Annotated in this window: 20 protein-coding genes; all 20 read right to left on the bottom strand. The window is 49.6% G+C overall.

Features of this window, described 5'->3' with window-relative positions:
- Window positions 1-17: 17 nt before the first annotated feature.
- On the bottom strand, window positions 18-704 hold the full coding sequence (locus DXB18_RS02040) for a YggS family pyridoxal phosphate-dependent enzyme (protein WP_118705730.1): 687 nt from the start codon (window positions 702-704) through the stop codon (window positions 18-20).
- A gap of 30 nt (window positions 705-734) precedes the next feature.
- The gene (locus DXB18_RS02035; RefSeq protein ID WP_118705728.1) at window positions 735-2,138 is read right to left on the bottom strand and encodes an HlyD family efflux transporter periplasmic adaptor subunit; all 1,404 of its coding nucleotides are present in this window, start codon (window positions 2,136-2,138) and stop codon (window positions 735-737) included.
- 136 nt (window positions 2,139-2,274) lie between these two features.
- Window positions 2,275-2,694 (bottom strand): twitching motility protein PilT, encoded by a 420-nt coding sequence (locus DXB18_RS02030; protein ID WP_118544211.1) that lies wholly within the window; start codon window positions 2,692-2,694, stop codon window positions 2,275-2,277.
- Between the two features lie 90 nt (window positions 2,695-2,784).
- Window positions 2,785-3,744, bottom strand: coding sequence for a D-alanyl-D-alanine carboxypeptidase family protein (locus tag DXB18_RS02025; protein ID WP_347560834.1), 960 nt, complete (start codon window positions 3,742-3,744; stop codon window positions 2,785-2,787).
- 11 nt (window positions 3,745-3,755) lie between these two features.
- Window positions 3,756-4,151 (bottom strand): methylglyoxal synthase, encoded by a 396-nt coding sequence (gene mgsA, locus DXB18_RS02020; RefSeq protein WP_118544210.1) that lies wholly within the window; start codon window positions 4,149-4,151, stop codon window positions 3,756-3,758.
- Window positions 4,152-4,168: 17 nt separating this feature from the next.
- Window positions 4,169-5,287, bottom strand: a complete 1,119-nt coding sequence (locus tag DXB18_RS02015; protein ID WP_118544209.1) for an FtsW/RodA/SpoVE family cell cycle protein — start codon at window positions 5,285-5,287, stop codon at window positions 4,169-4,171.
- On the bottom strand, window positions 5,278-5,559 hold the full coding sequence (locus tag DXB18_RS02010) for a cell division topological specificity factor MinE (RefSeq protein WP_118705726.1): 282 nt from the start codon (window positions 5,557-5,559) through the stop codon (window positions 5,278-5,280). The genes DXB18_RS02015 and DXB18_RS02010 overlap by 10 nt, the downstream gene beginning before the upstream one ends.
- A gap of 11 nt (window positions 5,560-5,570) precedes the next feature.
- The gene (gene minD / locus DXB18_RS02005) at window positions 5,571-6,362 is read right to left on the bottom strand and encodes a septum site-determining protein MinD (RefSeq protein WP_118544207.1); all 792 of its coding nucleotides are present in this window, start codon (window positions 6,360-6,362) and stop codon (window positions 5,571-5,573) included.
- Between the two features lie 64 nt (window positions 6,363-6,426).
- Entirely contained in the window at window positions 6,427-7,092 is a 666-nt protein-coding gene (locus DXB18_RS02000; RefSeq protein WP_118544206.1) for a septum site-determining protein MinC, read from the bottom strand.
- 23 nt (window positions 7,093-7,115) lie between these two features.
- The gene (locus DXB18_RS01995; protein WP_243103090.1) at window positions 7,116-9,998 is read right to left on the bottom strand and encodes a penicillin-binding transpeptidase domain-containing protein; all 2,883 of its coding nucleotides are present in this window, start codon (window positions 9,996-9,998) and stop codon (window positions 7,116-7,118) included.
- 30 nt (window positions 9,999-10,028) lie between these two features.
- Entirely contained in the window at window positions 10,029-10,553 is a 525-nt protein-coding gene (gene mreD, locus DXB18_RS01990) for a rod shape-determining protein MreD (RefSeq protein ID WP_118544205.1), read from the bottom strand.
- Window positions 10,550-11,425: a rod shape-determining protein MreC gene (gene mreC / locus DXB18_RS01985; protein WP_118705724.1), complete on the bottom strand. Its 876-nt coding sequence runs from the start codon at window positions 11,423-11,425 to the stop codon at window positions 10,550-10,552. Before mreC ends, mreD begins: the two co-directional genes overlap by 4 nt.
- A 3-nt stretch (window positions 11,426-11,428) precedes the next feature.
- Window positions 11,429-12,121, bottom strand: a complete 693-nt coding sequence (gene radC, locus DXB18_RS01980) for a DNA repair protein RadC (RefSeq protein ID WP_118544203.1) — start codon at window positions 12,119-12,121, stop codon at window positions 11,429-11,431.
- Window positions 12,122-12,312: 191 nt separating this feature from the next.
- Complete coding sequence (locus DXB18_RS01975; RefSeq protein WP_118544202.1) at window positions 12,313-13,593, bottom strand: methionine gamma-lyase family protein; 1,281 nt, start codon at window positions 13,591-13,593, stop codon at window positions 12,313-12,315.
- Complete coding sequence (gene miaA / locus DXB18_RS01970; protein WP_118705722.1) at window positions 13,580-14,536, bottom strand: tRNA (adenosine(37)-N6)-dimethylallyltransferase MiaA; 957 nt, start codon at window positions 14,534-14,536, stop codon at window positions 13,580-13,582. Before miaA ends, DXB18_RS01975 begins: the two co-directional genes overlap by 14 nt.
- A 14-nt stretch (window positions 14,537-14,550) precedes the next feature.
- Window positions 14,551-16,917, bottom strand: a complete 2,367-nt coding sequence (gene mutL, locus DXB18_RS01965; RefSeq protein WP_118705720.1) for a DNA mismatch repair endonuclease MutL — start codon at window positions 16,915-16,917, stop codon at window positions 14,551-14,553.
- Between the two features lie 3 nt (window positions 16,918-16,920).
- Window positions 16,921-19,566 (bottom strand): DNA mismatch repair protein MutS, encoded by a 2,646-nt coding sequence (gene mutS / locus DXB18_RS01960; protein ID WP_118544199.1) that lies wholly within the window; start codon window positions 19,564-19,566, stop codon window positions 16,921-16,923.
- Window positions 19,567-19,587: 21 nt separating this feature from the next.
- The gene (gene miaB / locus DXB18_RS01955) at window positions 19,588-21,120 is read right to left on the bottom strand and encodes a tRNA (N6-isopentenyl adenosine(37)-C2)-methylthiotransferase MiaB (RefSeq protein ID WP_182430436.1); all 1,533 of its coding nucleotides are present in this window, start codon (window positions 21,118-21,120) and stop codon (window positions 19,588-19,590) included.
- A 200-nt stretch (window positions 21,121-21,320) separates the two neighbouring features.
- Window positions 21,321-21,980 carry a histidine phosphatase family protein gene (locus tag DXB18_RS01950; protein ID WP_182430435.1) on the bottom strand — a complete coding sequence of 220 codons (660 nt, stop codon included), beginning with the start codon at window positions 21,978-21,980 and terminating at the stop codon, window positions 21,321-21,323.
- Entirely contained in the window at window positions 21,980-23,224 is a 1,245-nt protein-coding gene (locus DXB18_RS01945) for a glutamate-5-semialdehyde dehydrogenase (protein ID WP_118705716.1), read from the bottom strand. The genes DXB18_RS01950 and DXB18_RS01945 overlap by 1 nt, the downstream gene beginning before the upstream one ends.
- Window positions 23,225-23,257: the final 33 nt, after the last annotated feature.

Genomic DNA, 23,257 nt, shown 5'->3' with positions numbered 1-23,257 from the left:
CTATTCTCTCTCCAATCTTATCTGGCACCAAATATTCCGGTACCGACTCTTATCATGGTTGCCCCTTCCTCTACGGCTACCTGGTAATCCCCAGTCATACCCATTGAAAGGACACTCATGTTAACATTATCAATGTTTTTCTTTTTGATGTCAACAGATAATTGATATAATTTTCGAAAAACCGGACGATTTTTTTCCGGATCCTCCACGAATGGTGCAATCGTCATAAGCCCCTGAATCCGAAGATGGGAAAATGCCGCAATTTGCTCTACCATTTCCGGAACCTCTTCCGGCATCATGCCAAATTTGCTCTCCTCTTTTGCCACATTCACTTCCAGCAGAATATTTGCCGTGATTCCAAGTTTCTCTGCCTCCTGATCGATCTGTTCTGCAAGACGCAGGGAATCTACGGAATGGATCAGAACAGCATGCGGAAGTACCTGTTTTACTTTGTTGCGCTGCAGATGACCGATCATATGGAAACGGGCATCTTCCGGCATACATGGGCACTTTTCCAAAATCTCCTGGACTTTATTTTCACCAAAATCACGCGCGCCTGCCTCATACGCCTCTTCCAGCATAAACAGCGGCTTTGTCTTGCTGACCGCGATCAGGGTTACTTCTTCCGGGGAACGGCCTGCTTTCTCACATGCTTTTCTGATATTTTCTCTTACTTCTTCTAAATGCTCTTTTATGGTGTTCATTGTTCTGCCTCCAAATTCTGTAATTACCGGTTACTGATAGATCAGCTGACCTTCGTATACCGTATTCGCATCCAGCACAATATGGTCATACACGGACAAGCCATAATTCGTGCCCTTCTTAATGGAGTAATATTCATCGTTGGATTTGATGATCTCAATCTGCTTAAACACGGCATAACCCTTATTAATATTGTAAACACCCTGAAGGGAAGCACTCTGCCCCACCTGATAACGGTCCTGTGAATCCGGTTTTACTACATAATCTCCAGCCTTCAAAGGCGCGTCTTCTCCCATTTCAATGTAATAGTATTCATCTGTTGCATAATATATGGTAGTTGGCACAAACTCAGCTGCAGTACCGCTCTCCGTATAAATTTCTTTCATGAAACCGGTATCACTGCTATCGCCGCCCTGCACCATATATTCCAGCGGAATCAGGTAAAAATCTTTTGTAGCAACCGCAGTAACCGGAATCTTCAGTCCGTCTGCCTTTTCGGTATCTACTTCAAACGTGACATAACGGTCTGACGCGAACTGCACCATATACTGATTCAAATCCAGTTTTCCGTAGGAAGCGCCATCTGCACCGGAAATGACAGAGAAATTACCAACCGCGTCCAGGTCATTTGACGAAAACGTGACATGAAGCTGTGTCTGATCTTTGTATTCTTGTTTTTCTTCCTCGGTAAGCGGAAATACGATGCTCCAGTTATCGGATGTGATCAGCTTATAAACCGGCGCTGACTGTTCAATCAGCTGACCGGCCTTGGTAATTGCCTTGGAATACCCGGAACGGTCGAATATACTTTCCGTAACCTGATCTGCCGTCAGGCTTTCAAAGCCATCTACCGCATAAGAAACCACACCGGATACCGGAGCTGTAACCTGAACGAAAGAAGCCCCCGCCTGCTGCATGATGCTGTCGAGATTGCCGAGCGCATTGAAGTTTGCATATTCTAACACTGCCGCCTCCAAAGAATACTGCAGATCATAGGTATTTTCAAACTTCTGGTCGCTGTAGCTCATGGAAAAAGAAGAAAGCTGCCGCTTGACATCGCTTAAGTTCGCATCCGTCAGTCCCACGTTTGCATCCGGATTTTCCTGCATCAGTTCTGCCATATTACCGGTTTCATCGATGGAATAGATCCGGGTACCAATGGCTGCCCGTTTGCCTTCCCGGATGTAATAATTAATATATCCTGCCTGAGCTGTGTTTTCCACCCGTTCCTCCCTGAGGATAATCCCGGTATACTGGCGGTCGTTTACGATGTTGCCTTCCACAACTTCGTAAAATTGAACCTTTTCTTTTTTTAAATACGTATAAACACTGAAAACCAAATAAATAAAGATAATCGCAAAAATGATCATTCCAACATTGATATTATGTGTACGGCGATATCTTACGATATTGGATTTCTTCTTTTTTTTCGCCAATGCCCTGTTCCTCCTGGCAGTCTGTGGTGTCTGGTTTATCGTTCTTTCGCAGCAACTGGAGTTTTTTCGCAATTGCTGTCACACAAACAGCCGGGGAGAACCTGCCGCCCCGGCTGTAAAGAATGCTGATTATGTATTACAGAGAGATCACTACGTCTTTCTGAGCGTTTTCCGGCATTTCTACTGCGTCCATAGAGATGCTTAAAACAAAGTTTACATTATACTTCTCGCTGATTCCCTCTAACGTAGTAATAGTCTCGCTGATGTCTTCTCCCTCTAAACCTGCAAGCTTCAAAAAGCTGTCTAAAAACATAGTCTCAATATCGTGATCCTGAGAAATGATACCGCAAATGAAACCGATGAATCCCTGGCTGGTTGATACCGGGTATTCGTTTACATTGATGAGACGGATCCGGTTGTTGAGCTCATACATGTGTTTGGAACTTTTGTCGAGATAGACGATGGAACCGGTAGCTGCCTTGATACCGTTGTTTGCCATATCCAACAGATGTTTTGTTTTTCCTTTGCCTTTTCTGCCTGCAATGATCTGAACCATAGTCGTGTCCTCCTTGGGTTTATTGAATCTGTATAAAAATTCTTTTATTATTAAAGTAATTATAGTACAAATATATGGAATGTGCAATCACTAATTGACAATTTTGCCAATAATATTTGTCATATTCTCGTAGAGGACGTCCCGGCTTTCTGCTTTCAGTACCACAGAGATATAATCCCTATTGTTTTCATCCTGGCATCCCAAAATCAGGCAGGAACCGGCTGCTCTTGTCGTACCGGTTTTCCCACCGAGCACGGTAATGCCTTCCGGTGCTTTGGATTTTCCATTCAAATACTGGTTACTGTTCTTCCATTCCTGGGTTTTTGTCTGTCCGCCTGCATCAGTATAGGATGCAGTATAAGAAACCGTGCCGACAATTTTCTGGAATTCCGGATATTTCATAGCCTCCTGAAAGATCAGGTACAGATCATAGGCAGTTGTATAATGATCTTCATCGCTTAGTCCGTGCGGATTTACAAAATGGGTATCCGTTGCTCCAAGTGCATGCGCTGTCTCATTCATTTTTTCAGCAAATGTCTCGGTGCTCCCTGACAAATATACGGCAATCGCTGCCCCGGCATCGTTTCCGGAAGGAAGCATAAGACCGTATAAAAGCTGTTCCAGTGTAAGCGTGTCACCCGGATTGATGTGCGCGAGAGAAGCACCGGTCTCCGTAATGACGGTTTCCTGACCCACCGTTACCTGGTCGTCCAGATTTCCATCCCGGATTGCGATCAGCGCTGTCATGATCTTGGTAATGCTGGCCGGATACAGGCGTTCAAACGGATTCTTCTGGAAGATCACTTCTTTTGTGTCTACACCAAAAACAGCTGCAGCTTCCGCTGTCACGGAAGCATCCGCCTCCCCTTCTTCCCCGGTAACGACGCATAAGTTTTTTGCAAAAGAATCCGCCTGTGCATGGTCCTGTGCATCTGCCGCCATGGTTTCCAGACGGAAATTTTCATATGTAATCTGTGTCTGTCTGCCGCAGCCGGCAATCCACAGGCTGACAAGCAGACAAAACACTGCTATCTCTTTTTTCTTTTTCAAACCGTGCACCTCTAGCGATACACTTCACGCCATTCCAGATCTCCACGATCCAGGGCTTTGATCAGAAGCTCTGCCGTTGCCAGATTGGTTGCAAAAGGAATATTGTAGATATCACACAGACGAACGACATCGTTGACATCCGGCTCGTGTGTCTTTGGATGCAGCGGATCACGCAGATAGATCACCATATCCATATCGTTGTGCTCAATCTGGGATGCCAGCTGCTGCTGCCCGCCCAAATGACCAGCCAGATACTTGTGTACATTTAAATTTGTTACCTCTTCAATGAGGCGTCCGGTAGTGCCGGTTGCATACAGCTCATGTTTATTCAAAATTCCTCTGTATGCAATGCAGAAATTCTGCATCAGCTTCTTTTTGGAATCATGTGCGATTAAACCGATGTTCATAACAGAACCCTCCTTTATTAGTTGCTTACTTTTCTCTGAAGTCCTACATTCATCACCACGCCAACCCCCAGATATACACTCAGCAGTGAGCTTACCCCGTAGCTGATAAAAGGAAGCGGCAGTCCCGTATTGGGGAGGATGCCTGTAGCAACAGCTATATTAGCAAAACTCTGGAATGCCAGCAGCGATGCAAGTCCCACACAAAGCAGACTTCCCATCAGATCTTTTGCCCGCGCTGCCATGATCAGACATTCATAAACGGTCAGTGCGATCAGAAAGATTACTGCCATGCAGCCGATAAAGCCCAGTTCCTCTCCGATGACGGCGAAAATAAAGTCCGTCTGTTCTTCGGACAGGAAATTTCCATTCTTTACCGATGCCAGAGTATTGTTATTGAGTCCTTTTCCCTGCAGCATGCCGGAACCGATCGCCATAATGGAATTGTTCTGCTGGAGATTGGCTTCCGCATAGTTTGCCGGATCAATGAATGCCATGATACGGCGTACCTGATACTCTTTCAGGAACGGTACCATGTTGTACTGGAGCAGATAAATAAACAGTGCTCCACATGGAACCACGACCGCCAGGGCTCCCAAAATCCACCGGTAACTCAAACCGGCTGCAAACAGCATGCAGAGAAAGATTACCAAGGTGACCAGACTGGTCGAAAGGTTTGGCTGCAAAAAGATCAAACCAAATGCTGCCAGAAATAACACCCCTGCAAAAAACAGGATTTTAAACTGGTTCAGCTTCTCCTGGTATTTGGAAAAATACCAGGCAAAAAAAACGATCAGACCAATTTTTACAAACTCAGACGGCTGGATCTGACCAATGACCGGAAGTACCAGCCAGCGCCGTGCCACACCCCTGCTTACACCGAATACCAGCACTGCCAGCAAAAATGCAAGGCTGGCACCATAGATAAGCGGTGCAAAAGAAACCACTCTGTGGTAATCAACAATGGATAAGATAACAACTGCTGTCAGTCCGACCAGGATTCCCACGATCTGTTTTAAGACCATGGAAGCATCCTGGTTTGAGGCGCTCCGGATAATCAGAACACCAGTAATATTTAACAGCAACACATAAAGGAATAAACGGTAATTGTAATTTCTGAAGTTATAATCTAGGAGCATTCTTCATTCCTCTTTATTGTAAATTGACGAACCGGGAAAGACGCCGTAATCCAAAAAATCTGCTGACACTCCGGATCCGGCCGTACCAGTCGCAGATCCATAGCCTCTGCATCGATCTGGGCGTATCTGGATAATACGCCCACCAGGTCATCGCGGATCATTCCAATGATTCCCGGGGTTATCCCGGACTGGTCCGAAACCAGAAGAAGTTTCAACCTGGATCTGGCTATCTCACCGGAATTACTCTTTGCGGATCTTCCAGGCACTCTCATCCGCTCACCTCCTACGCCCTCTTCAAAAAGCCGGATATGCGGACAAGAATTCCTTTGTGGGGCTCTAAATCCATAAGCGGTACCGATTCCCCGGAAATTCTTCTGCAGATATTTAAGTAGGCTTCCCCCGCCATGGAACTTGTGTCCACCAGCGGTTCTCCCTGATTTGCAGATATGACAACATCTTCGTCATCCGGAACCGCTCCGAGCACCGGAACTGCCAGAATATCCGCCACATCGTCCACGGACATCATATCGCCCCTGCGTACCATATCCATGCGGATCCGGTTCACGATCAGACGGATGTCATCCATGCGGGCTGCTTCCAGAAGACCAATGATACGATCCGCATCCCGGATGGCGGAAACTTCCGGGGTTGTAACAACCAGTGCCCGGTCAGCTCCGGCAATCGCATTCTGAAACCCCTGCTCGATTCCCGCAGGACAGTCAAGCAGAACATAGTCAAACTCTTCCCGCAGATCATCCACCAGCTTTTGCATTTGTCCCGGGTTTACAGAGGACTTGTCCCGGGTCTGCGCCGATGGCAGCAGGTAAAGGTTTTGGTATCTTTTGTCTCTTATCAGGGCCTGCTTCATACGGCAGTTGCCTTCCACCACATCGACCAGATTATAAATGATCCGGTTTTCCAGGCCCATCACAACATCCAGGTTGCGCAGACCGATATCGGTATCGATCAGCACAACGCTGTAGCCTAAAAGTGCCAGACCTGTACCGATGTTCGCGGTGGTAGTGGTTTTGCCGACCCCGCCTTTTCCAGAAGTAATTACCATGACTTCACTCATAGAAATGCCTCCTGAAAAATTTTACAAATTCTATTTTAACCTATAATCTTAAATATTTCCAGTATTAATTGAAATTTAACATATTTAAGAAAGATTTTTTTATTACTTTCGTACAAATACTACAATTTTCTACAGAAGCAACCATAGGACCCTTGCCGAGTTTCCGTCCCTTATCCCCATAATGGCAGGAAATGTCTGCAATATGAATCTGCAAAGGCGCCATTTCCATGGCTGCCACCACGGCATCCCGGTTTCCGGCTGCCCCAGCATGGACCGACCCCCGCAGTTCCCCAAGCACGATGATATTGCCTTTCGCACTCACTCTGGCGCCATGACGTACATCCCCGATGATCACAATGCTGGCTTCCGACTCAATGGATTCGCCGCGGTGTAAGTCTCCGCGATAAAACTGCCCCGTACGCTCGGAAAGCTCCATCAGTTTCTGATTCAGGGCTTTTTCACAGCGTTCGATCCGGTCCAGATCCTGATCCAGGAGGCAGAGCACCTCAATCCCGGAGTTTTCCGTAATGGTATTGACGATCTGCATTTCCTGTGCAGCCGTAAGTGGCCGCCCCTGCAGAAGCAGCGCCATCTGGACATTTCCCCAGAATTTGGCCGACTCCTTAAATTTCACAGCCAGTTCTCCGATCAGATCTTCAAAGCTGCAATCCGGATCCAGAATCACCGTCATGCCTGCTTTGCTGCTCTTGATCACAATTCTGTTTTTCATAATCTCATCCGCTCCTTTTTTGATCAGTCTCCGACCCGTACGTTGGAAACTTCCAGCGCTCCATTGCCAAGAATGGAATCCAGATCGGTGTATCCGTAGTAAAAGCGGTAAATATTTTTCGCAACAGCCGCTGCGTTTGAAGAAGAATATCCATAAGGAATATTCACCGTGACGCAGATTTCCGGATTGGTGTATGGTCCGTAGGAAATAAAGAATGCATGGTTGCCCCTGGTTCTTGACTCCTGTGCGGTACCGGTCTTTCCGGCAATTTCCACCTCCAGGTCTTTGAAAATAGCCTTTACCGAACCATCGGTAACCACAGCGCGCATTCCCTGATGAACGGCATCCCAGGTAGCATCTGCAATATCCACATGTCCTGTTACGTTCGGTGTGTAATCCTTGATCAGATTTCCCTCAGAATCTGTCATCTTGTCCAGAAGACTTAGGTCAAACACCGTTCCGCTGTTTGCGAGTGCTGCAACATAGCGGGACAGCTGAACGTTGGAATAGGAATTTGTTCCCTGACCCATGGCAGAACGCTCCGGATCTTCGGTGGTCAGTTCCGGCGTTGTCTCTGGAATTTCGATTCCGGACGGACGGTTCAGTCCAAACATGCTGGCATAACGGCGGATCGTCTCGACTCCCATGTCGGTAGAATAAACCAGCGTATCCCGGTTTGTAGACAGCCGGTGTGCCACTTCTGCAAAGAAATAGTTACAGGAGTTCTGGATACCGCCCACCACATTCAATGGTCCGTGGTGTCCCGGATAGATCCAGCACTTGATAGACGGATCGACTTCCTTGTATTCACCGGTACAGTCGATGGTCTCATAAAGGCTGATCACTTTCTCTTCCAGTCCGGCAATCGCCGTGATCGGCTTGAAGGTAGAACCCGGTGCTTTCTTTGCCTGGGTTGCGTTATTGTAAAGCGGAAGGGAAAGATCTTCCTGCAGCTGTCTCATATATGCCGGGTCCGCACTTCCGGAGAGACGGTTATTATCGTAACTCGGATATGTGACCAGTGCACGAACCTCACCCGTATTGACATCCGTGATCACGGCACCTCCGGTACATGGATCCAGAGCCAGCTGCGCTGGTGTCAGTTCAATATTCTGGATCTTGCGCCGGATAAACTGGAATGCATATTCTTCTCCATTTGTCGTCAGCAGCTGAACTTCATTCGCGTCATACGGAAGCACCCCTTGCGCGTACAGAGCCAGACAAAGCTGACGTCCGGTGATAACCTGATCGTTGATCAGATAGCGGAAGATCCGCTTGGTAAACTTCGCATCGCTCTTTAACTGTTCCAGCACATAATCGACCAGTACCTGGTAAATATCATCTGCGTTGGAATACTTGCTTGCAACATTCAGTTTTGTGGTATCAATCCAGTTTTCGGAAATACCTGCATAGATATAATCACGCAGGCTGATCTCATCGTCTTTCCACGCCTGATAACTTTCCCCATTCTGGTCAATGCGGTCTTTCTGGACAATTCCCACCGTACTGTCCGACAGCCAGTTATAAATGTACGCCATATACGCCATCATGTCTTGAGGCAGATCCTTCATCAAGGTTGGGTGATCACTCATCAGTTCATAACGAAGACGTTCCAGGATCTGTTCCCTGGATGATGTATAAATGGACTGGATCTGGCGTTCAATATCCGCTGCATCTTCGGAAGCCATGTGACTTAAGGAAAGCACATTGTTATTGATCAGCTGATAATAGGCATCCTTTACCGGAATGCTGATCTTGGAAGAATCCGTGATCGCAGAGGTATCTACATCCTGATTTACCAGTGCCTTTGCTACAATACCGGCTAACTGCTGCTCGATCAGATGATAAATACCGATCTGAAGGTCCCGGTCAATGGTCAGATAAATATCATTTCCCGTGGAAGCCTGACTCTCGGATATCACCTGCATGACATTTCCCACATTATTTACCACCAGGTTTTTATAGCCTTTATGTCCCTGAAGTTCCAGTTCCATGGAAGCTTCGATACCAGTACGGCCAACAATGTCACTGAGTTCATATTCCGGGTTGGTTTTCTTTAATTCCTCCAACTGGTCTTCCTGCACCTTTCCGGTATAGCCTATGATCGGTGCAAAATAAACAGCATCGTTATAACGGCGGATCGTGGTTTCCGCCACCTCTACTCCCTTTAATTCCGCGGTATGCTCCATCAGGTCTGCGACGGTCTCATCATCCACACGGTCACAGATGGTGATCGCCTCATATTTTTTATATGCGACAAGAGACATCGTATACCGGATATTGACAAGCTGGACCAGTTCTTCGTCAGAAAGGATCCGCGGATTTCCTTTTTCATCCTTCATTTTATCCAGACCATAGGAAGTTTTTTTCTTTTCGATCAGTTCCCGTGCGGTTACCGCAGTTGGATATTTTCCTTTTTCATCGTCCAGTTCATCAACCGATTTGCGCCCGTAAAAATCACGCAAAAAACGCTTTCTTGCCGCTTCCGAGGATGAGGTATAGATCATCTCCCCATCTTCATTCAATGCAATTTCAAGTTTTCCCTGTGCCTGATATCCATGCTTGTTTAAGATCCGGATCAATTTTAACAGCATATCGTTCATGCCCGCACTTCTTGGATAATCTCCCGTATCCTGTACGGTTACCGCATAAGCCAGCTCATTGTAAGCAAGCAGCTTTCCATTGCGATCATAGATATTTCCGCGGGTGCCCGGTGTTGTAACCGTCTTTTCGATCATCTGGACATAATCTTCCAGATAAGATTCCCCGTTCACAATCTGAAGATCAAACAATTTGAACGCAAGGACCAGAAACATTCCGGTAAAAACCAGAGCCAACGCGAAAATACGGGAACTCAGGATCCGCTTAAAAAAGTCACATATCTTATGAAATAAATCTTTCAGCACGTGTTTTGTCACTCCTATTATGTCTTGCTATTACATTGCCCCGTGTTCCCGGTCCCTGCGGTTATCCATCTCATCCAGCCTGCGGTTTGCTGACAGGAAAAAGCGGTAAATCAAAAGTGTTGTCACCACAGTGAAAATAAGCTCCGGAATAATGATTTCCCTTGCATAATAAAGAAAATCCAGGCGGCTGCGGATCAGAAAACGGAAAATGTAAATGTACAGGTTATAGATCAGTTCATTGACCAGGCTCATGAGAAGCGGCAGGTTGATATAATCCTCATAATAATACTGGGTACAGATGCCGTTAAAATAGCCAATGTTCATGAAAAGCAGAGTATAAAATCCAAAGGGTCCGCTGTAAAAAAGATCCAGCAGGATTCCCGCAAACAATCCATACAAAAGTCCCGCTCCTTTTCCGTAAATAAAACCAAAGGAAAAGGTCAGGATCAGAAGCAGGTTCGGGGTCGCGGTAAGAAACGGGATCAGCGGAAATACACAGTTCTGCACGGTAAATGCCAGAATCATCAGTATCACATTCAATAGGATCCGTTTCATGCGCCTGTCTGTGCCCCCTCTGTATTTTCTGTACCATCCTGTTTTGGGTCTTCTTTTATGGATGTAATGACCAGGACCTCCTGAAGACTGTCAAACTGGGCTGCCGGGATCAGATAGCCGGATTTGGTAAGTCGTGACTGATCCGTTGTAATATCTGCAGCATAACCGATCAGAATGCCCGGAAGGAATTTGGAACTGATGTTGGAAGTCACGATCCGGTCCCCATCTTTGAAATCTGCGTCCTGGGCAACATTGCTGATCCGCAGGCGCCCTTCCCCAAACAGGGTCAGATCACCGGAGACGATACAGGTATCGCCAGACTGCTGCGCCATGCCGCTGACACGGCTCACATCATCTATGATCGCGCGGACCGTAGCGTAATGCGCTCCCACATCGGTAACAATGCCGACCAGACCACCTCCGGCAATGACGTTGGCATCTACCTGAACGCCATCTGCAGAGCCCTTGTTGATCCGGAATACCTGGAACCAGTCACCGGAGTCCTTCGCAATGACCCTGGCACCGATCTTTTCATACTGCATATAGTCCTGGTCCAGCTGATACAGCTCGCGCAGTCTCTGCAGTTCAAACTGCTCTGACTGCAGGCGGCTGTTCGCCTCTACCAGGGCATCAATACGGTCCTGAAGAGCCTGCTTTTCCGCCATCGCGCTGTGCAGGGTGCTGTAATTGCTGATTCCGTTATACAAAGAGGTGCCTACCCGGTTCACTCCGGACTGGATTGGGCTAAGCACATACCCGACTCCGTTTCTGAGCGGATTTAAGAACCCGTCCTTAAAGGAAGTAATGCCGATCAGCAGAATGCAGAAAACCGACAATCCAATCAGAATGTATTTGCTGCGTTTTGATTCCATCTGTTATAATCCCCGTTCTTTCATGCTGACATAAGTGCCGTCACCTATGATGATATGATCTAACACCGCGATCCCGATCACCCTTCCGGCTTCCTCCACCCGTCTGGTAAGCAGGATGTCCTCCCTGCTTGGTTCCGGGTCTCCGCTCGGGTGATTGTGCACCAGGATCAGGCTGACCGCCTGAAACCGGAGTGCCTGGATAAAGATTTCCCTCGGTGTAGCAAGAGACGCATTCACCGTTCCTTTTGACAGTGCTACGTCTCCGATCATGTTTTGTTTGGTATTAAAAAGCATCATGTGGAACTCTTCCTGTTCCTTATGACGCAAGTCTTCCTGATAGTATTCTGCCACCTGTGCCGGCTCGTTATAACGGACCGGGCTCTTCATGGCTTTTCGTTTCCAGATGCGTCTGGAAAGTTCTCCAATGCACTGCAGCTGGATGGCTTTTACCTGGCCGATGCCCTTGATTCCCATCAGCTCCGGAAGGGAGAAATGCAAAAGTCCCAGAATTCCTTCTCCGGGACCTCCAAGCTCCAGGATCCGGGTGGCCAGCTCCAGTACGCTCTCCTGCGCACTTCCGGTCCGGAGGATCACAGCAAGAAGCTGTGCATCGCTCAAATGCTCCGGGCCGGATTTTACGCAGCGTTCATATGGCCGCTCCTCACAGGGCAGCTCTTTCATCTTTGTGTGTATCATATTGTTCACCCTCCATTCTCTCTCCAAGTACGAAGCCGAAGGGGACACCGCCGCATTTTGGTTCACGCATATGTGCGAGAAATCAAGGCGTTTTTAGTTTACCACAAATCAATTTTCGTGTATACAAAAAATGGAAAACTTTAGAAATGGTTAAGATTTTCGGCTATGAAAATCCAAGTATTCCTTCGGTATTACAGGGTTACGATCCCTGCCTCAACCAGTTTCTGCAGGGACATCAAAATACCAAGTTTTGCATGGTACCAGGTCAGTCCGCCCTGGAAATACACGGCATACGGCGGCTTGATCGGGCCATCTGCGCTCAGTTCGATCGAAGAGCCCTGGACGAAAGCGCCTGCTGCCATGATGACCGGCGCATCGTAGCCCGGCATATCCCACGGTTCCGGGGAGACGAAGCTGTCTACCGGTGCTGCTGCCTGAATTCCCTGGCAGAATGCGATCATGCCCTCTGCCGTCCCGAAGGTAACTGCCTGGATGATGTCGTGGCGGGATTCGGTGCTGTTCGGAACAACTGCAAAGCCAAGTTTCTCATAAACATTCGCTGCAAAGATCGCACCCTTTAATGCGCCAGCAACAACAGTCGGGGATAAAAACAGTCCCTGGAAGAAGGACTGGTTTAAACCAAGGCTTGCGCCGACCTCTTTGCCAAGTCCCGGTGCGCTTAAACGGTAGGAAGCCTGCTCAATACAGGATTTCTTTCCGACAATGTAGCCGCCGATCGGTGCCAGACCGCCGCCCGGGTTCTTGATCAGGGAGCCGACGATCATGTCCGCGCCTACATCCGTCGGCTCGATCCGCTCTACGAACTCACCGTAGCAGTTGTCTACCATGCAGATCACATCCGGCTTCACACTCTTACAAAATGCGATCAGCTCGCCGATCTGGCTCACGGAAAAGGTCGGGCGTGTCGCATAGCCCTTGGAACGCTGGATCGTGATCAGCTTTGTTTTCTCATTGATGGCCTTGCGGATATTCTCATAATCGAAAGTTCCATCCTCTAACAGGTCCACCTGACGGTATACCACACCATATTCCTTTAAAGAGCCGGCAGATTCGCGGATGCCGATCACTTCCTCTAAGGTATCATACGGTTTTCCAACCGGGGAAAGGAGCTCATCTCCCGGGCGCAGATTACTGGATAATGCCACATGCAGCGCATGGGTACCAGAGATCAGCTGCGGACGTACCAGGGCATCCTCGCCGTGGAACGCTTTCGCGTATACCTCCTCCAGAGTATCACGGCCCAGATCGTTGTAACCATACCCGGTCGTTGCAGCGAAATGGATATCGCTGACTCTGGACTCCTGCATCGCCTTTAACACCTTCATCTGGTTGTATTCTGCAGTCTGGTCAATGCCTGCAAAGCGTTCTTTTAAACTTTTTTCAATCTCTTCTCCAAATTCCAGAACTTTCTGGCTGATGCCCAGTTCCTTGTACATTTCATTCAGTTCCATGTTCGTTTCTTCCTCCAAAGTAATCGTTGCAGATCCAGTTTAAGATTTTTTTCTGATCTGCCCCAAACTGTTCGATTTCAATAAAGCGGACTTCTTTTTCCCGCTTAAACCAGGTCAGCTGACGTTTTGCAAAATGCCTGGTATCACGCTTGATGATGTAAACCGCTTCTTCCAGGCTGATCTTTCCATCCAGGTAATCCAGCATTTCCTTATAACCAAGACCCTGCATGGCGACCATGTCCCGGGTGCAGCCCATGGCTTTTAAGCGGTTCACTTCATCAAGAAGTCCCTGCTCCATCATGATATCCACACGTTTATCGATCCGCTCATAAAGCGTCTTGCGGTCACGGTTTAACACATAATAATGCAGATCATACGGGGATTGCTTTTCGCGCTCCCGCTTGTTATGCTCGGAAATCTTTTCACCGGTAAGGCGGTAATACTCGATCGCGCGAATCACCCGCTTTGCATTGTTTGCATGGATCGCCTCTGCAGACTCCGGGTCAATTTCTGCTAACATCTGGTGCAGGAACACTTCTCCCTTTTCCTCTGCCAGCTGCTCCAGCTCTGCCCGGAGCCCGATATGGTCTTCATTTTCCGTAAAATCAATATCGTAAGCCAGTGCCTGGATGTAAAACCCGGTACCGCCCGTCACGATTGGAACGTGTCCGCGGCTGTAGATTCCTTTCATGGCTTCCTTCGCCATCGACTGAAACCGGGTCACATTGAATTCTTCCCACGGCTCCAGCACATCGATCAGGTGATGCGGGACACCATCCATCTCTTCCTTTGTGATCTTGGCTGACCCAATATCCATGTGCCGGTACACCTGCATGGAATCTGCGCTGATGATCTCTCCGTTCAGCGCCTTTGCAAGTTCGATCGACAGCGCGGTTTTTCCCACCGCGGTCGGACCGGTAAGCACGATCAGTGGCTGTTTCATAGCTTCTCCCCTCATCATACAATTCGTTTAAACTTCTTCTCCAGCTCATATTTGCTCATGGAAATGATCGTTGGTCTTCCATGCGGGCAGGCATACGGGTTTTCCAGACCCAAAAGCTGGTCGATCAGTGCATCCGCTTCCGCGGCACTTAAGACATCATGGCCTTTTACCGCAGCCTTACAGGACATGGAAGCAACTTTTTCATAGATCAGGTCTGCCCCACGTGCCTGCGTATCCTCAGAAAGCGTATCCAGCATTTCCATCAAAAGATCTTTCTTTGCGATGGAAAACAGGTTATCCGGCACTCCGCGCACCGCATATTCCTTTCCGCCAAACGGCTCGATCTCAAAACCGATATCGGTAAAGATCTGCATGTTTTTCTCCAGCATCAGTGCCTCACGGCTTCCCAGAGTTAAAATGATCGGCGGATGGATCTGCTGGCAGGTGTATTCCCTAGTTTTTAAGGAATTCATCGTTTTCTCATACAGTACCTTCTCGTGCGCCGCATGCTGGTCGATGATGTAAAGCTGGTCGTTGAACTCCACCAGCCAGTATGTGGCAAAGAGCTGGCCGATCAGCTTGTGGCGGCTGCGGGACTGCGGCTCTAACAGTTTTTCCTCAAAGAGGTCCATCTGCACGGCGGTTGCTGTCTTTTCCATGGCAGTCCCAGACGCATTCAGGACTGCTTCCGATTGCTCTGCGTTTCGCTGCACATTTGTTTCCTGCTGCGCTGCAGATGCTTCCGCAGTCAGGTCCGGCATATGCCTTGTTGCTTCTATATTCGTTGTTGCTTCTGTGTACTTTGCTTCTTCCGCTTTCCCTGCTTCTTCGATTTTTTCCAATTCATCCGCAGGTGTTGTCCCCGGTGCCCGCATGAGAAGCTCCGTCAAAGCCTGGTTGACCTGGAAATTCTGGTCGGATGCCGCTGCGGACTGGCTAAACACGGTTGTTGCTGCCCCCCTCTGGTCGGATGCTTTCGCTGCCTGTTGCCCGGATTCGTCCAGACATTTTCCAGCCCTGTCTATGGTCTGGCGCAATGTTCCTGTCCCGATGCTTTGTCCAGTTCTCGCCCCTGTCTGCTGTCCTTCCGTCTCCCGCTTAAGCGCTTCCACTCTCTGCTGCGTGGAAAGCAGTTCTTCCCGTTCTTTACGGATCTGGGAGGTATTCTTTAAGGCCGGACGCTCTCCCGGGCGGTTTTTTAACCGGTATTCCTCCGGCGTCTCCCGCAGCACAAAATTTCCGTCATTTCCCTGCGCAGCGGATTTTGTGTCAAAAAGTCCCGCCCGTTCCTGCATCATGCGCTTCTGCTCGAAAGGCTCCGGGATCGGGATCTTCTTTTCCAGAACCGGTTTTCGCTCCCGTTCTTCCTCCAACGCCACCTTTGGGATCAGCTCCTTGTGGCGCAGTGCCTCTGCCACGGTATCCCGCACCATGCGGAATACCTGCTCGCCGTTCTGGAAACGCAGCTCCATCTTGGTCGGATGGACATTGACATCCAGAAATTCCGGTTCGATTTGAAAATGCAGCATGGTGAACGGATATTTGTGCTGCATCATAAACGGCTTATAAGCCTCCTCGATGGCTTTGTTGATGATATTGCTTTTGATGTATCTTCCATTAATATAGTAGTTTTCAAAATTCCGGTTGCTTCGGGCGATCGTCGGCTTTCCAATAAAGCCTTCTACGCTGAACGCTTCCCCAGCCACGGAAACCGGGAGCAGATTTGCTGTGATCTCCCTGCCATACACCGTGTAGATGATGTCCTTTAAATTATGGTTTCCGGATGTGTGCAGCTTATTCTGGTTGTTCTGAATAAACCGGATTGAAATCTCCGGATGAGACAGGGCGATTTTTTCGACCAGGTCCGCCACATGGGCACCCTCAGTCATCGGCGTTTTCAAAAATTTCCGGCGGACCGGTGTGTTGTAAAAGAGATTGCGCACGATAAACGTGGTTCCGTCCGGCGCTCCGATCTCTTCCATGCCGCGCTCCACACCGCCCTCGATCTGATAACGGTTTCCGGTTAAGGAACGACCGGTCTTGGTGATCAGCTCCACCTGCCCGACCGCCGCGATACTGGAAAGCGCCTCCCCGCGAAAGCCCAGGGAAGACACCGTAAACAGATCCTCCACGGACTGGATCTTGCTGGTGGAATGGCGCAGAAAAGCAAGCGGGATCTCGTCCTTTTCGATTCCGCAGCCATTGTCCGTCACCCGGATAAACGAGATTCCGCCCTCGCGGATCTCTACAGTGACCGCAGTTGCCTTTGCGTCGATGGCATTCTCCAAAAGCTCCTTCACCACCGATGCCGGCCGCTCGATCACCTCACCGGCCGCGATCTTGTTGATCGTATTCTGATCCAGTACATGAATGTTTGGCATGTTTTATTTTTCCTCCCCGCTCCAGCGGTTCTTTAACTTTGTCTGCATCCGGTACAGGGTATTTAAGGCGTCGATCGGCGTCATATTTCCCAGCTCCAGATTCTTTAATTCTTCGATGATATCATCCTCGCGGACCGTATCAAATAAAGTTAACTGGCTCATTTCCACATCGTCCGGCTTCGGGACCGGCTTGTGACCTGCCGGTGCGCTTCCCTCCGCGATCTCGCGGGTTCTGGCTGCCAGGTCAGAATCGACCAGCTGCTCCACCAGCTCTTTTGCACGATTGATGACGGAATCCGGCACTCCGGCCAGCTTTGCCACCTGAATACCGTAACTCTTGTCGGCTCCGCCCTTTACGATTTTTCTAAGGAACACGATGTCGTCGCCCTGCTCTTTTACGGCGATACAGTAGTTCGTGACACCGCTCATCAGGCCCTCCAGCTCTGTCAGCTCATGGTAATGGGTCGCAAACAGGGTCTTCGCACCAAGCAGGCGGGTATTGCTGATGTGTTCTACCACCGCCCAGGCGATGCTCAGTCCGTCAAAGGTGCTGGTGCCGCGGCCGATCTCATCTAAGATCAGCAGGCTGTTTCGGGTGGCATTTCTGAGGATGTTGGCAACCTCCGTCATCTCCACCATAAAGGTACTCTGACCGCTTGCGAGGTCATCGGATGCGCCCACACGGGTAAAGATCCGGTCGCAGATACCGATGTTTGCCTGGTCTGCCGGGACAAAACTTCCAATCTGTGCCATCAAAACAATCAGCGCGGTCTGGCGCATATAGGTGGACTTTCCGGCCATGTTCGGTCCGGTAATAATAGAAATGCGGTTTTTGGAATTATCCAGCGTCGTATCGTTTGAGACAAACATGTCGTCCCGCATCATCTTCTCGACAACCGGATGACGGCCGCCCTTGATCTGGATGCTTCCCTTCTCATTGATCTGCGGCTTCACATAGTTGTTTCTGGTCGCTACCGTAGACAGAGATACAAATACATCCACCGCTGCAATCGCGCGGGCGGTTTTCTGGATGCGCACCACCTCAGCCGCAATCGCATCGCGCACTTCACAGAATAAGTCGTATTCCAGGGAGAAAAGCTTGTCCTCTGCCCCCATGATCACATCTTCCAGGTTTTTCAGTTCGTCGGTCGTGTAGCGCTCTGCGTTGGTCAGTGTCTGTTTGCGGATAAAATATTCCGGCACCAGATCCTTAAAGGAATTGGTTACCTCAAAATAATAGCCAAATACCTTGTTGTATTTGACTTTTAAATTCTTGATCCCGGTGCTGTCGCGCTCTCTCGCCTCCAGCTCTGCCAGCCAGGTCTTGCCCTCGGTCTTGGCATGGCGCAGGCGGTCTGCCTCTTCGTTGTAGCCGTCTTTGATCATGCCGCCCTCACGCACGGTGATCGGCGGTTCTTCCACGATTGCCCGGCTGATCAGGTCATTTAAGTCCTCCAGCGGATCCAGTTCCTCCGTCAGTTCTTTTAACGCGTCCGAGGTAAACTCGCCAAGCAGCTGTTTGATGTGCGGCACCATGGCAATGGAATTGCGGAATGCCAGAAGATCTCTCGGGTTTGCGGTCTTGTAGCTGATGCGGCCGATCAGGCGCTCCAGGTCATAGACGGGGTTTAAATACTCCCCGAGTTCTTCCCGGCTGATATAGTTTAAATTCAGTTCTTCAATGGCGTTCTGGCGCTTTAAGATTTCTTCTTTGCGGATCAGCGGCTGCTCGATCCAGGTACGCAAGAGGCGGGCGCCCATGGCCGTTCTGGTCTTGTCAAGCACCCACAGAAGGCTTCCGCGCTTCTGCTTCTCACGCATGGTTTCCAAAAGCTCTAAATTTCTTCTGGTAGAAGAATCCAGCACCATATAGTTTCCGGTCGCATAAGGCACAATGGTCGTCAGATGATCCAGTGTGCTTTTCTGGGTCTCGTAAAGATACTGCAGCACGGCACCTGCCGCGATCACGCCGCAGTCATAGTCTCCCAGTCCCAAGCCTTCCAGGCTTCCTACCTTGAAGTGCTCCCGCAGAAGCTTTCTGCAGCTCTCATCCTGGAAGAAATGGGAATCCAGCGTGGAAACGGTAAAGTGATACCGATCCTTTAAATCCTCCAGGCTGATCCCGGACATGGAAAAGGCATCGTTGCAGATGACCTCCGCCGGGGAAAATTTATTGATCTCGTCGAACAGGGCACGGTCGGTGGAAACCTCGGTTACCAGAAAGTCTCCGGTGGTATTGTCCACGACGGAAACACCCATTTTATCTGCCAGGTACACAATGCCCATCAGGTAATTGTTCTTTGTCTCATCCAAAGCCTGGGCGCTGGTAATCGTACCAGGTGTTACCACGCGGATGACCTCACGCTTTACCAGTCCCTTGGCAAGCTTCGGGTCCTCCATCTGCTCCGCGATCGCTACTTTATAACCCTTCTGCACCAGGCGGCTTAAATAGCTGTCTACAGCATGATAAGGAACGCCACACATCGGTGCGCGTTCCTCCAGTCCGCATTCCTTTCCGGTCAGGGTGATCTCTAATTCCTTGGATGCCGTCAGCGCATCATCGAAAAACATCTCATAAAAGTCACCCAGACGATAGAATAAAATACAGTCATGATATTGTTTTTTGGTCTCCATGTATTGGGCCATCATTGGTGATAATCCAGCCACGTCTTACTTCTCCTGTCCTTCCACTTGCTTTCCCATGTAATAAAATCCCTTGGACTCCTCCAGCCATACATCCACGATCTTTCCGATGAGGCTTTCGTCTCCCGGAAAATGTACCACGGTATTGTTGCTTAAACGGCCGGTCACATAGCCTTCCTTATGGTCATCGAGGGTTTCCACCAGAACCTTCTGGGTCGTATGCAGGTCACGTCCGCAAACCTCAGAGGAAATCTTCTGGACCTCTTTTAACAGGCGGTCGAAGCGCTCCTTCACAACGTCCTCCGGAACCTGCTCCATCGCTGCTGCCGGGGTACCGGTACGCTTGGAATAGATAAAGGTAAACGCACTGTCATAGCGGACACGGCGCACCACATCCATGGTTTCCTCAAAGTCCTCTTCTGTCTCTCCCGGGAATCCGACGATAATATCGGTCGTCAAGGCGATATCCGGGATAGCTGCGCGGATCTTATCCACTAGCTTTAAATAGCCCTCTTTGTCATAATGACGGTTCATCAGCTTTAAGATACGGCTGCTGCCGGACTGTAACGGAAGGTGCAGATGTGCGCAGACCTTCTCACAATCACGCATCGCCTCGATCAGGTCATCGGACAGATCCTTCGGGTGGGATGTCATGAAACGGATGCGCTCCAGTCCCTCAATCTTATTAACCTCGCGGAGAAGCTCGGCAAATGTCATCGGCTCCTCCAGGTTCTTTCCGTAGGAGTTGACGTTCTGTCCCAGCAGCATGACCTCCACAACGCCGTCTGCTACCAGTCTCTTGATCTCATTGACGATATCCTCCGGCTTTCTGCTGCGCTCCCGTCCGCGCACGTACGGCACGATGCAGTAGCTGCAGAAGTTGTTGCAGCCAAACATGATGTTGACACCGGACTTAAAGGAATATTTGCGGTCTACCGGAAGCTCCTCCACGATCTTGTCGGTATCCTTCCAGATATCCACGACCATGCGGTTTTTGCTCATCATGCGGCAGCACAGCAGCTCCGCCAGCTTAAAAATATTGTGGGTACCAAAGATCAGATCGACATAAGAGTAGCTCTTCTGGATCTTCTCAATGACAGACGGCTCCTGCATCATGCAGCCACAAAGAGAGATCATCATGCCCGGACGTTTCTTTTTTAAGGTCTGCAGATAGCCAAGACGACCGTAAACCTTCTGGTTTGCGTTATCGCGCACGGTACAGGTATTGTAAAGGACGATGTCCGCATTCTCAGACTCGACCTCTTTTAAACCGATCTGCTCCAGAATGCCGCAGAGCTTCTCGGAGTCCCTGGCGTTCATCTGGCAGCCAAAGGTTGCAATATGAAAGGTTCCGTATTTGTTTTCTGCCTGAAGTTCAGAGAGCATTGCTTCGCCGTAACGCTCCTTTGCCTCCCCGCTGTCTTCCAAACGTTCAAACTGCTGTTTCCACAGTTTTTTCGCCTGCTCTATAAAATAGTACTGGCGTGCGCCCTCTTCTTCCGGCGCCGCAGCACGGATCATTTCAAAATCTGGTGTTTCGTTCTGTGTGTATGTTTTCATGTTTGTACTCATTCTTACCTCATTATCTGCGTTTGATGTTACAAATAAAAAATTATAACATAAAAAGGCCGGGATGCAAAGAGCAAAACGCTCCGATTTCCAGCCTTTTTGTCAATTTTGTTACGGTTCACGCAAACGCGTCTGGCACTTTCAGCCCAACCTTTTTTGTCAATTTTATTACCGTTTGTGCCTGCATATCATCAATGTGAATTGATCTTTTTCCCGGTGCGGAAATCCACACACTCCGACGCGTCATAGTAGATCCGGTCAGCTGCCTCGAGCACTGCCTTTCCGCCTGTCACGGAAACAATATTTACCGCACAGTTTGGCGGCACGCATCCATGCCAGAAATCGGTTTTCTCTTCATAAACATTGTGAAGGATTCCACGGCACGCGCAGCCATGACTGGCGATAAGAATGGTTTTCTCCTGCCAGTCAGGATTCCCTACCAGGTCCTCCCAGAAAGCTTTTGTGCGGGCGCAGAGCTGCTCAATGGTCTCTCCGTCTGCCGCTGTCTGGAAATGGAACGGGTCTTTGTAAAAGTCCTGGAAGTGCTCCGAAGGGATTTCAAAGTTTGCCTTGCGGCAGCCGAGTCCCTCCCAGGAACCAAACCCCAGCTCCTCGATCCGCGCATCTTCCAAGATCGGGATATCACGCCCTGCAAGCACCAGCTCTGCCGTCTGTCTGGCACGTTTTAAGGGACTGGATATGGCAAAGTCAAATGGAACGTCCTTTAAAGCCTCCCCGGTAATCTTCGCAAGCCGGATGCCATTTTCATTTAACGGGATATCGGTCTGCCCCTGAAGCCGTCCCTCTGCATTCCACGGTGTCTCCCCGTGGCGGATGATATAAAGCTGCATTATGGTCTCACCTGCCCGTTTCCGTAAATAATGTATTTCGTCGTTGTCAGGGCCTTTAACCCCATCGGACCCCTTGCGTGAAGCTTCTGGGTGCTGATGCCGATCTCTGCGCCAAAACCGAATTCACCGCCGTCTGTAAAGCGGGTAGATGCGTTGACATAGACTGCCGCTGCATCAATGCGGTTTAAAAACTCCTGCGCATGGTTATAATCCTGCGTGATAATGGCCTCGGAATGCCCGGTATTGTAGCGGTTGATATGGCGGATTGCCTCGTCCAAAGAGTCCACCAGCTTTAAGGAGAGGATGTAATCCAGATACTCGGTTCCCCAGTCCTCCTCGGAGGCTTCCGAAAACTCCGGCACGATCTGCTTCGCTGCCTCATCGGCACGCACCTCCACAGACTTTTCTGCCAGGCGCGCAGCCAGAAGCGGCAGGAACTCCCCTGCAATGCTTCTATGTACTACCAGGGATTCACAGGCATTGCAGACTCCGATCCGCTGGGTTTTGGCATTCATGATGATATCTAACGCCATGTCAAAATCCGCGGTCTCATCCACATAGATATGGCAGTTTCCGGTTCCGGTCTCAATGACCGGCACGGTGCTGTTTTGTACCACACTGCGGATCAGCCCTGCGCCGCCGCGCGGGATCAGCACATCCACAAACTCATTTAGCCGCATCAGCTCCTGCGTCACCGCCCGGTCTGTATCCGTAATAAGCTGCAGGGAAGACTCCGGGAGTCCCGCGCGGGAAAGCCCTGTCTGCAGCCACTTTACGATCTCCTTGTTGGATTCAATGGCATCGCTGCCGCCCTTTAAGATCACTGCATTTCCCGTCTTAAAGCACAGACCGAAGGCATCGGAGGTAACATTGGGACGTGCCTCATAGATCATGCCAACCACGCCCAGCGGCACCCGCTTTTCCCCGATGAGAAGCCCGTTTGGCCTTGGCTTCATGGAAAGCACTTCACCAACCGGATCCGGAAGCTCTGCAATTTTTAACAGACCGTCTGCCATCGCTTCCAGCCGGTCCGGGGTCAATTCTAACCGGTCGATCAGTGCCGGACTCATGCCGTTTTCTGCCGCCCGGATCACATCCTCCTGATTGGCCGTCAGGATATCTTCCTCTCCGTCTAACAGCGCCTTAGCTGCCTGGCGCAGTCCCTCATTTTTTTCGTTGACACCAAGATTGTTTAAATAGGATGCCGCTTCCTTTGCGCGGGCACCGATCACTCTTAAATCCATGCCGTGTCCTCCTGTCGTGTGGCCTGGTGGTTC

This window comes from Clostridium sp. OM02-18AC (assembly GCF_003481825.1).
Taxonomy (GTDB): Bacteria; Bacillota; Clostridia; order Lachnospirales; family Lachnospiraceae; genus Brotaphodocola.
This window is presented reverse-complemented; position numbering and strand designations above follow the sequence as displayed.

Excerpts from the sequence above, each read along its gene's own strand:
- DXB18_RS02040 (WP_118705730.1), bottom strand. The coding sequence starts at position 704 with ATGAACACCATAAAAGAGCATTTAGAAGAAGTAAGAGAAAATATCAGA.
- DXB18_RS02030 (WP_118544211.1), bottom strand. The coding sequence starts at position 2,694 with ATGGTTCAGATCATTGCAGGCAGAAAAGGCAAAGGAAAAACAAAACAT.
- mgsA (WP_118544210.1), bottom strand. The coding sequence starts at position 4,151 with ATGAACATCGGTTTAATCGCACATGATTCCAAAAAGAAGCTGATGCAG.
- DXB18_RS02015 (WP_118544209.1), bottom strand. The coding sequence starts at position 5,287 with ATGCTCCTAGATTATAACTTCAGAAATTACAATTACCGTTTATTCCTT.
- DXB18_RS02010 (WP_118705726.1), bottom strand. The coding sequence starts at position 5,559 with ATGAGAGTGCCTGGAAGATCCGCAAAGAGTAATTCCGGTGAGATAGCC.
- minD (WP_118544207.1), bottom strand. The coding sequence starts at position 6,362 with ATGAGTGAAGTCATGGTAATTACTTCTGGAAAAGGCGGGGTCGGCAAA.
- DXB18_RS02000 (WP_118544206.1), bottom strand. The coding sequence starts at position 7,092 with ATGAAAAACAGAATTGTGATCAAGAGCAGCAAAGCAGGCATGACGGTG.
- mreD (WP_118544205.1), bottom strand. The coding sequence starts at position 10,553 with ATGAAACGGATCCTATTGAATGTGATACTGATGATTCTGGCATTTACC.
- mreC (WP_118705724.1), bottom strand. The coding sequence starts at position 11,425 with ATGGAATCAAAACGCAGCAAATACATTCTGATTGGATTGTCGGTTTTC.
- radC (WP_118544203.1), bottom strand. The coding sequence starts at position 12,121 with ATGATACACACAAAGATGAAAGAGCTGCCCTGTGAGGAGCGGCCATAT.
- DXB18_RS01975 (WP_118544202.1), bottom strand. The coding sequence starts at position 13,593 with ATGGAACTGAATGAAATGTACAAGGAACTGGGCATCAGCCAGAAAGTT.
- miaA (WP_118705722.1), bottom strand. The coding sequence starts at position 14,536 with ATGAAACAGCCACTGATCGTGCTTACCGGTCCGACCGCGGTGGGAAAA.
- mutL (WP_118705720.1), bottom strand. The coding sequence starts at position 16,917 with ATGCCAAACATTCATGTACTGGATCAGAATACGATCAACAAGATCGCG.
- mutS (WP_118544199.1), bottom strand. The coding sequence starts at position 19,566 with ATGATGGCCCAATACATGGAGACCAAAAAACAATATCATGACTGTATT.
- miaB (WP_182430436.1), bottom strand. The coding sequence starts at position 21,120 with ATGAAAACATACACACAGAACGAAACACCAGATTTTGAAATGATCCGT.
- DXB18_RS01950 (WP_182430435.1), bottom strand. The coding sequence starts at position 21,980 with ATGCAGCTTTATATCATCCGCCACGGGGAGACACCGTGGAATGCAGAG.
- DXB18_RS01945 (WP_118705716.1), bottom strand. The coding sequence starts at position 23,224 with ATGGATTTAAGAGTGATCGGTGCCCGCGCAAAGGAAGCGGCATCCTAT.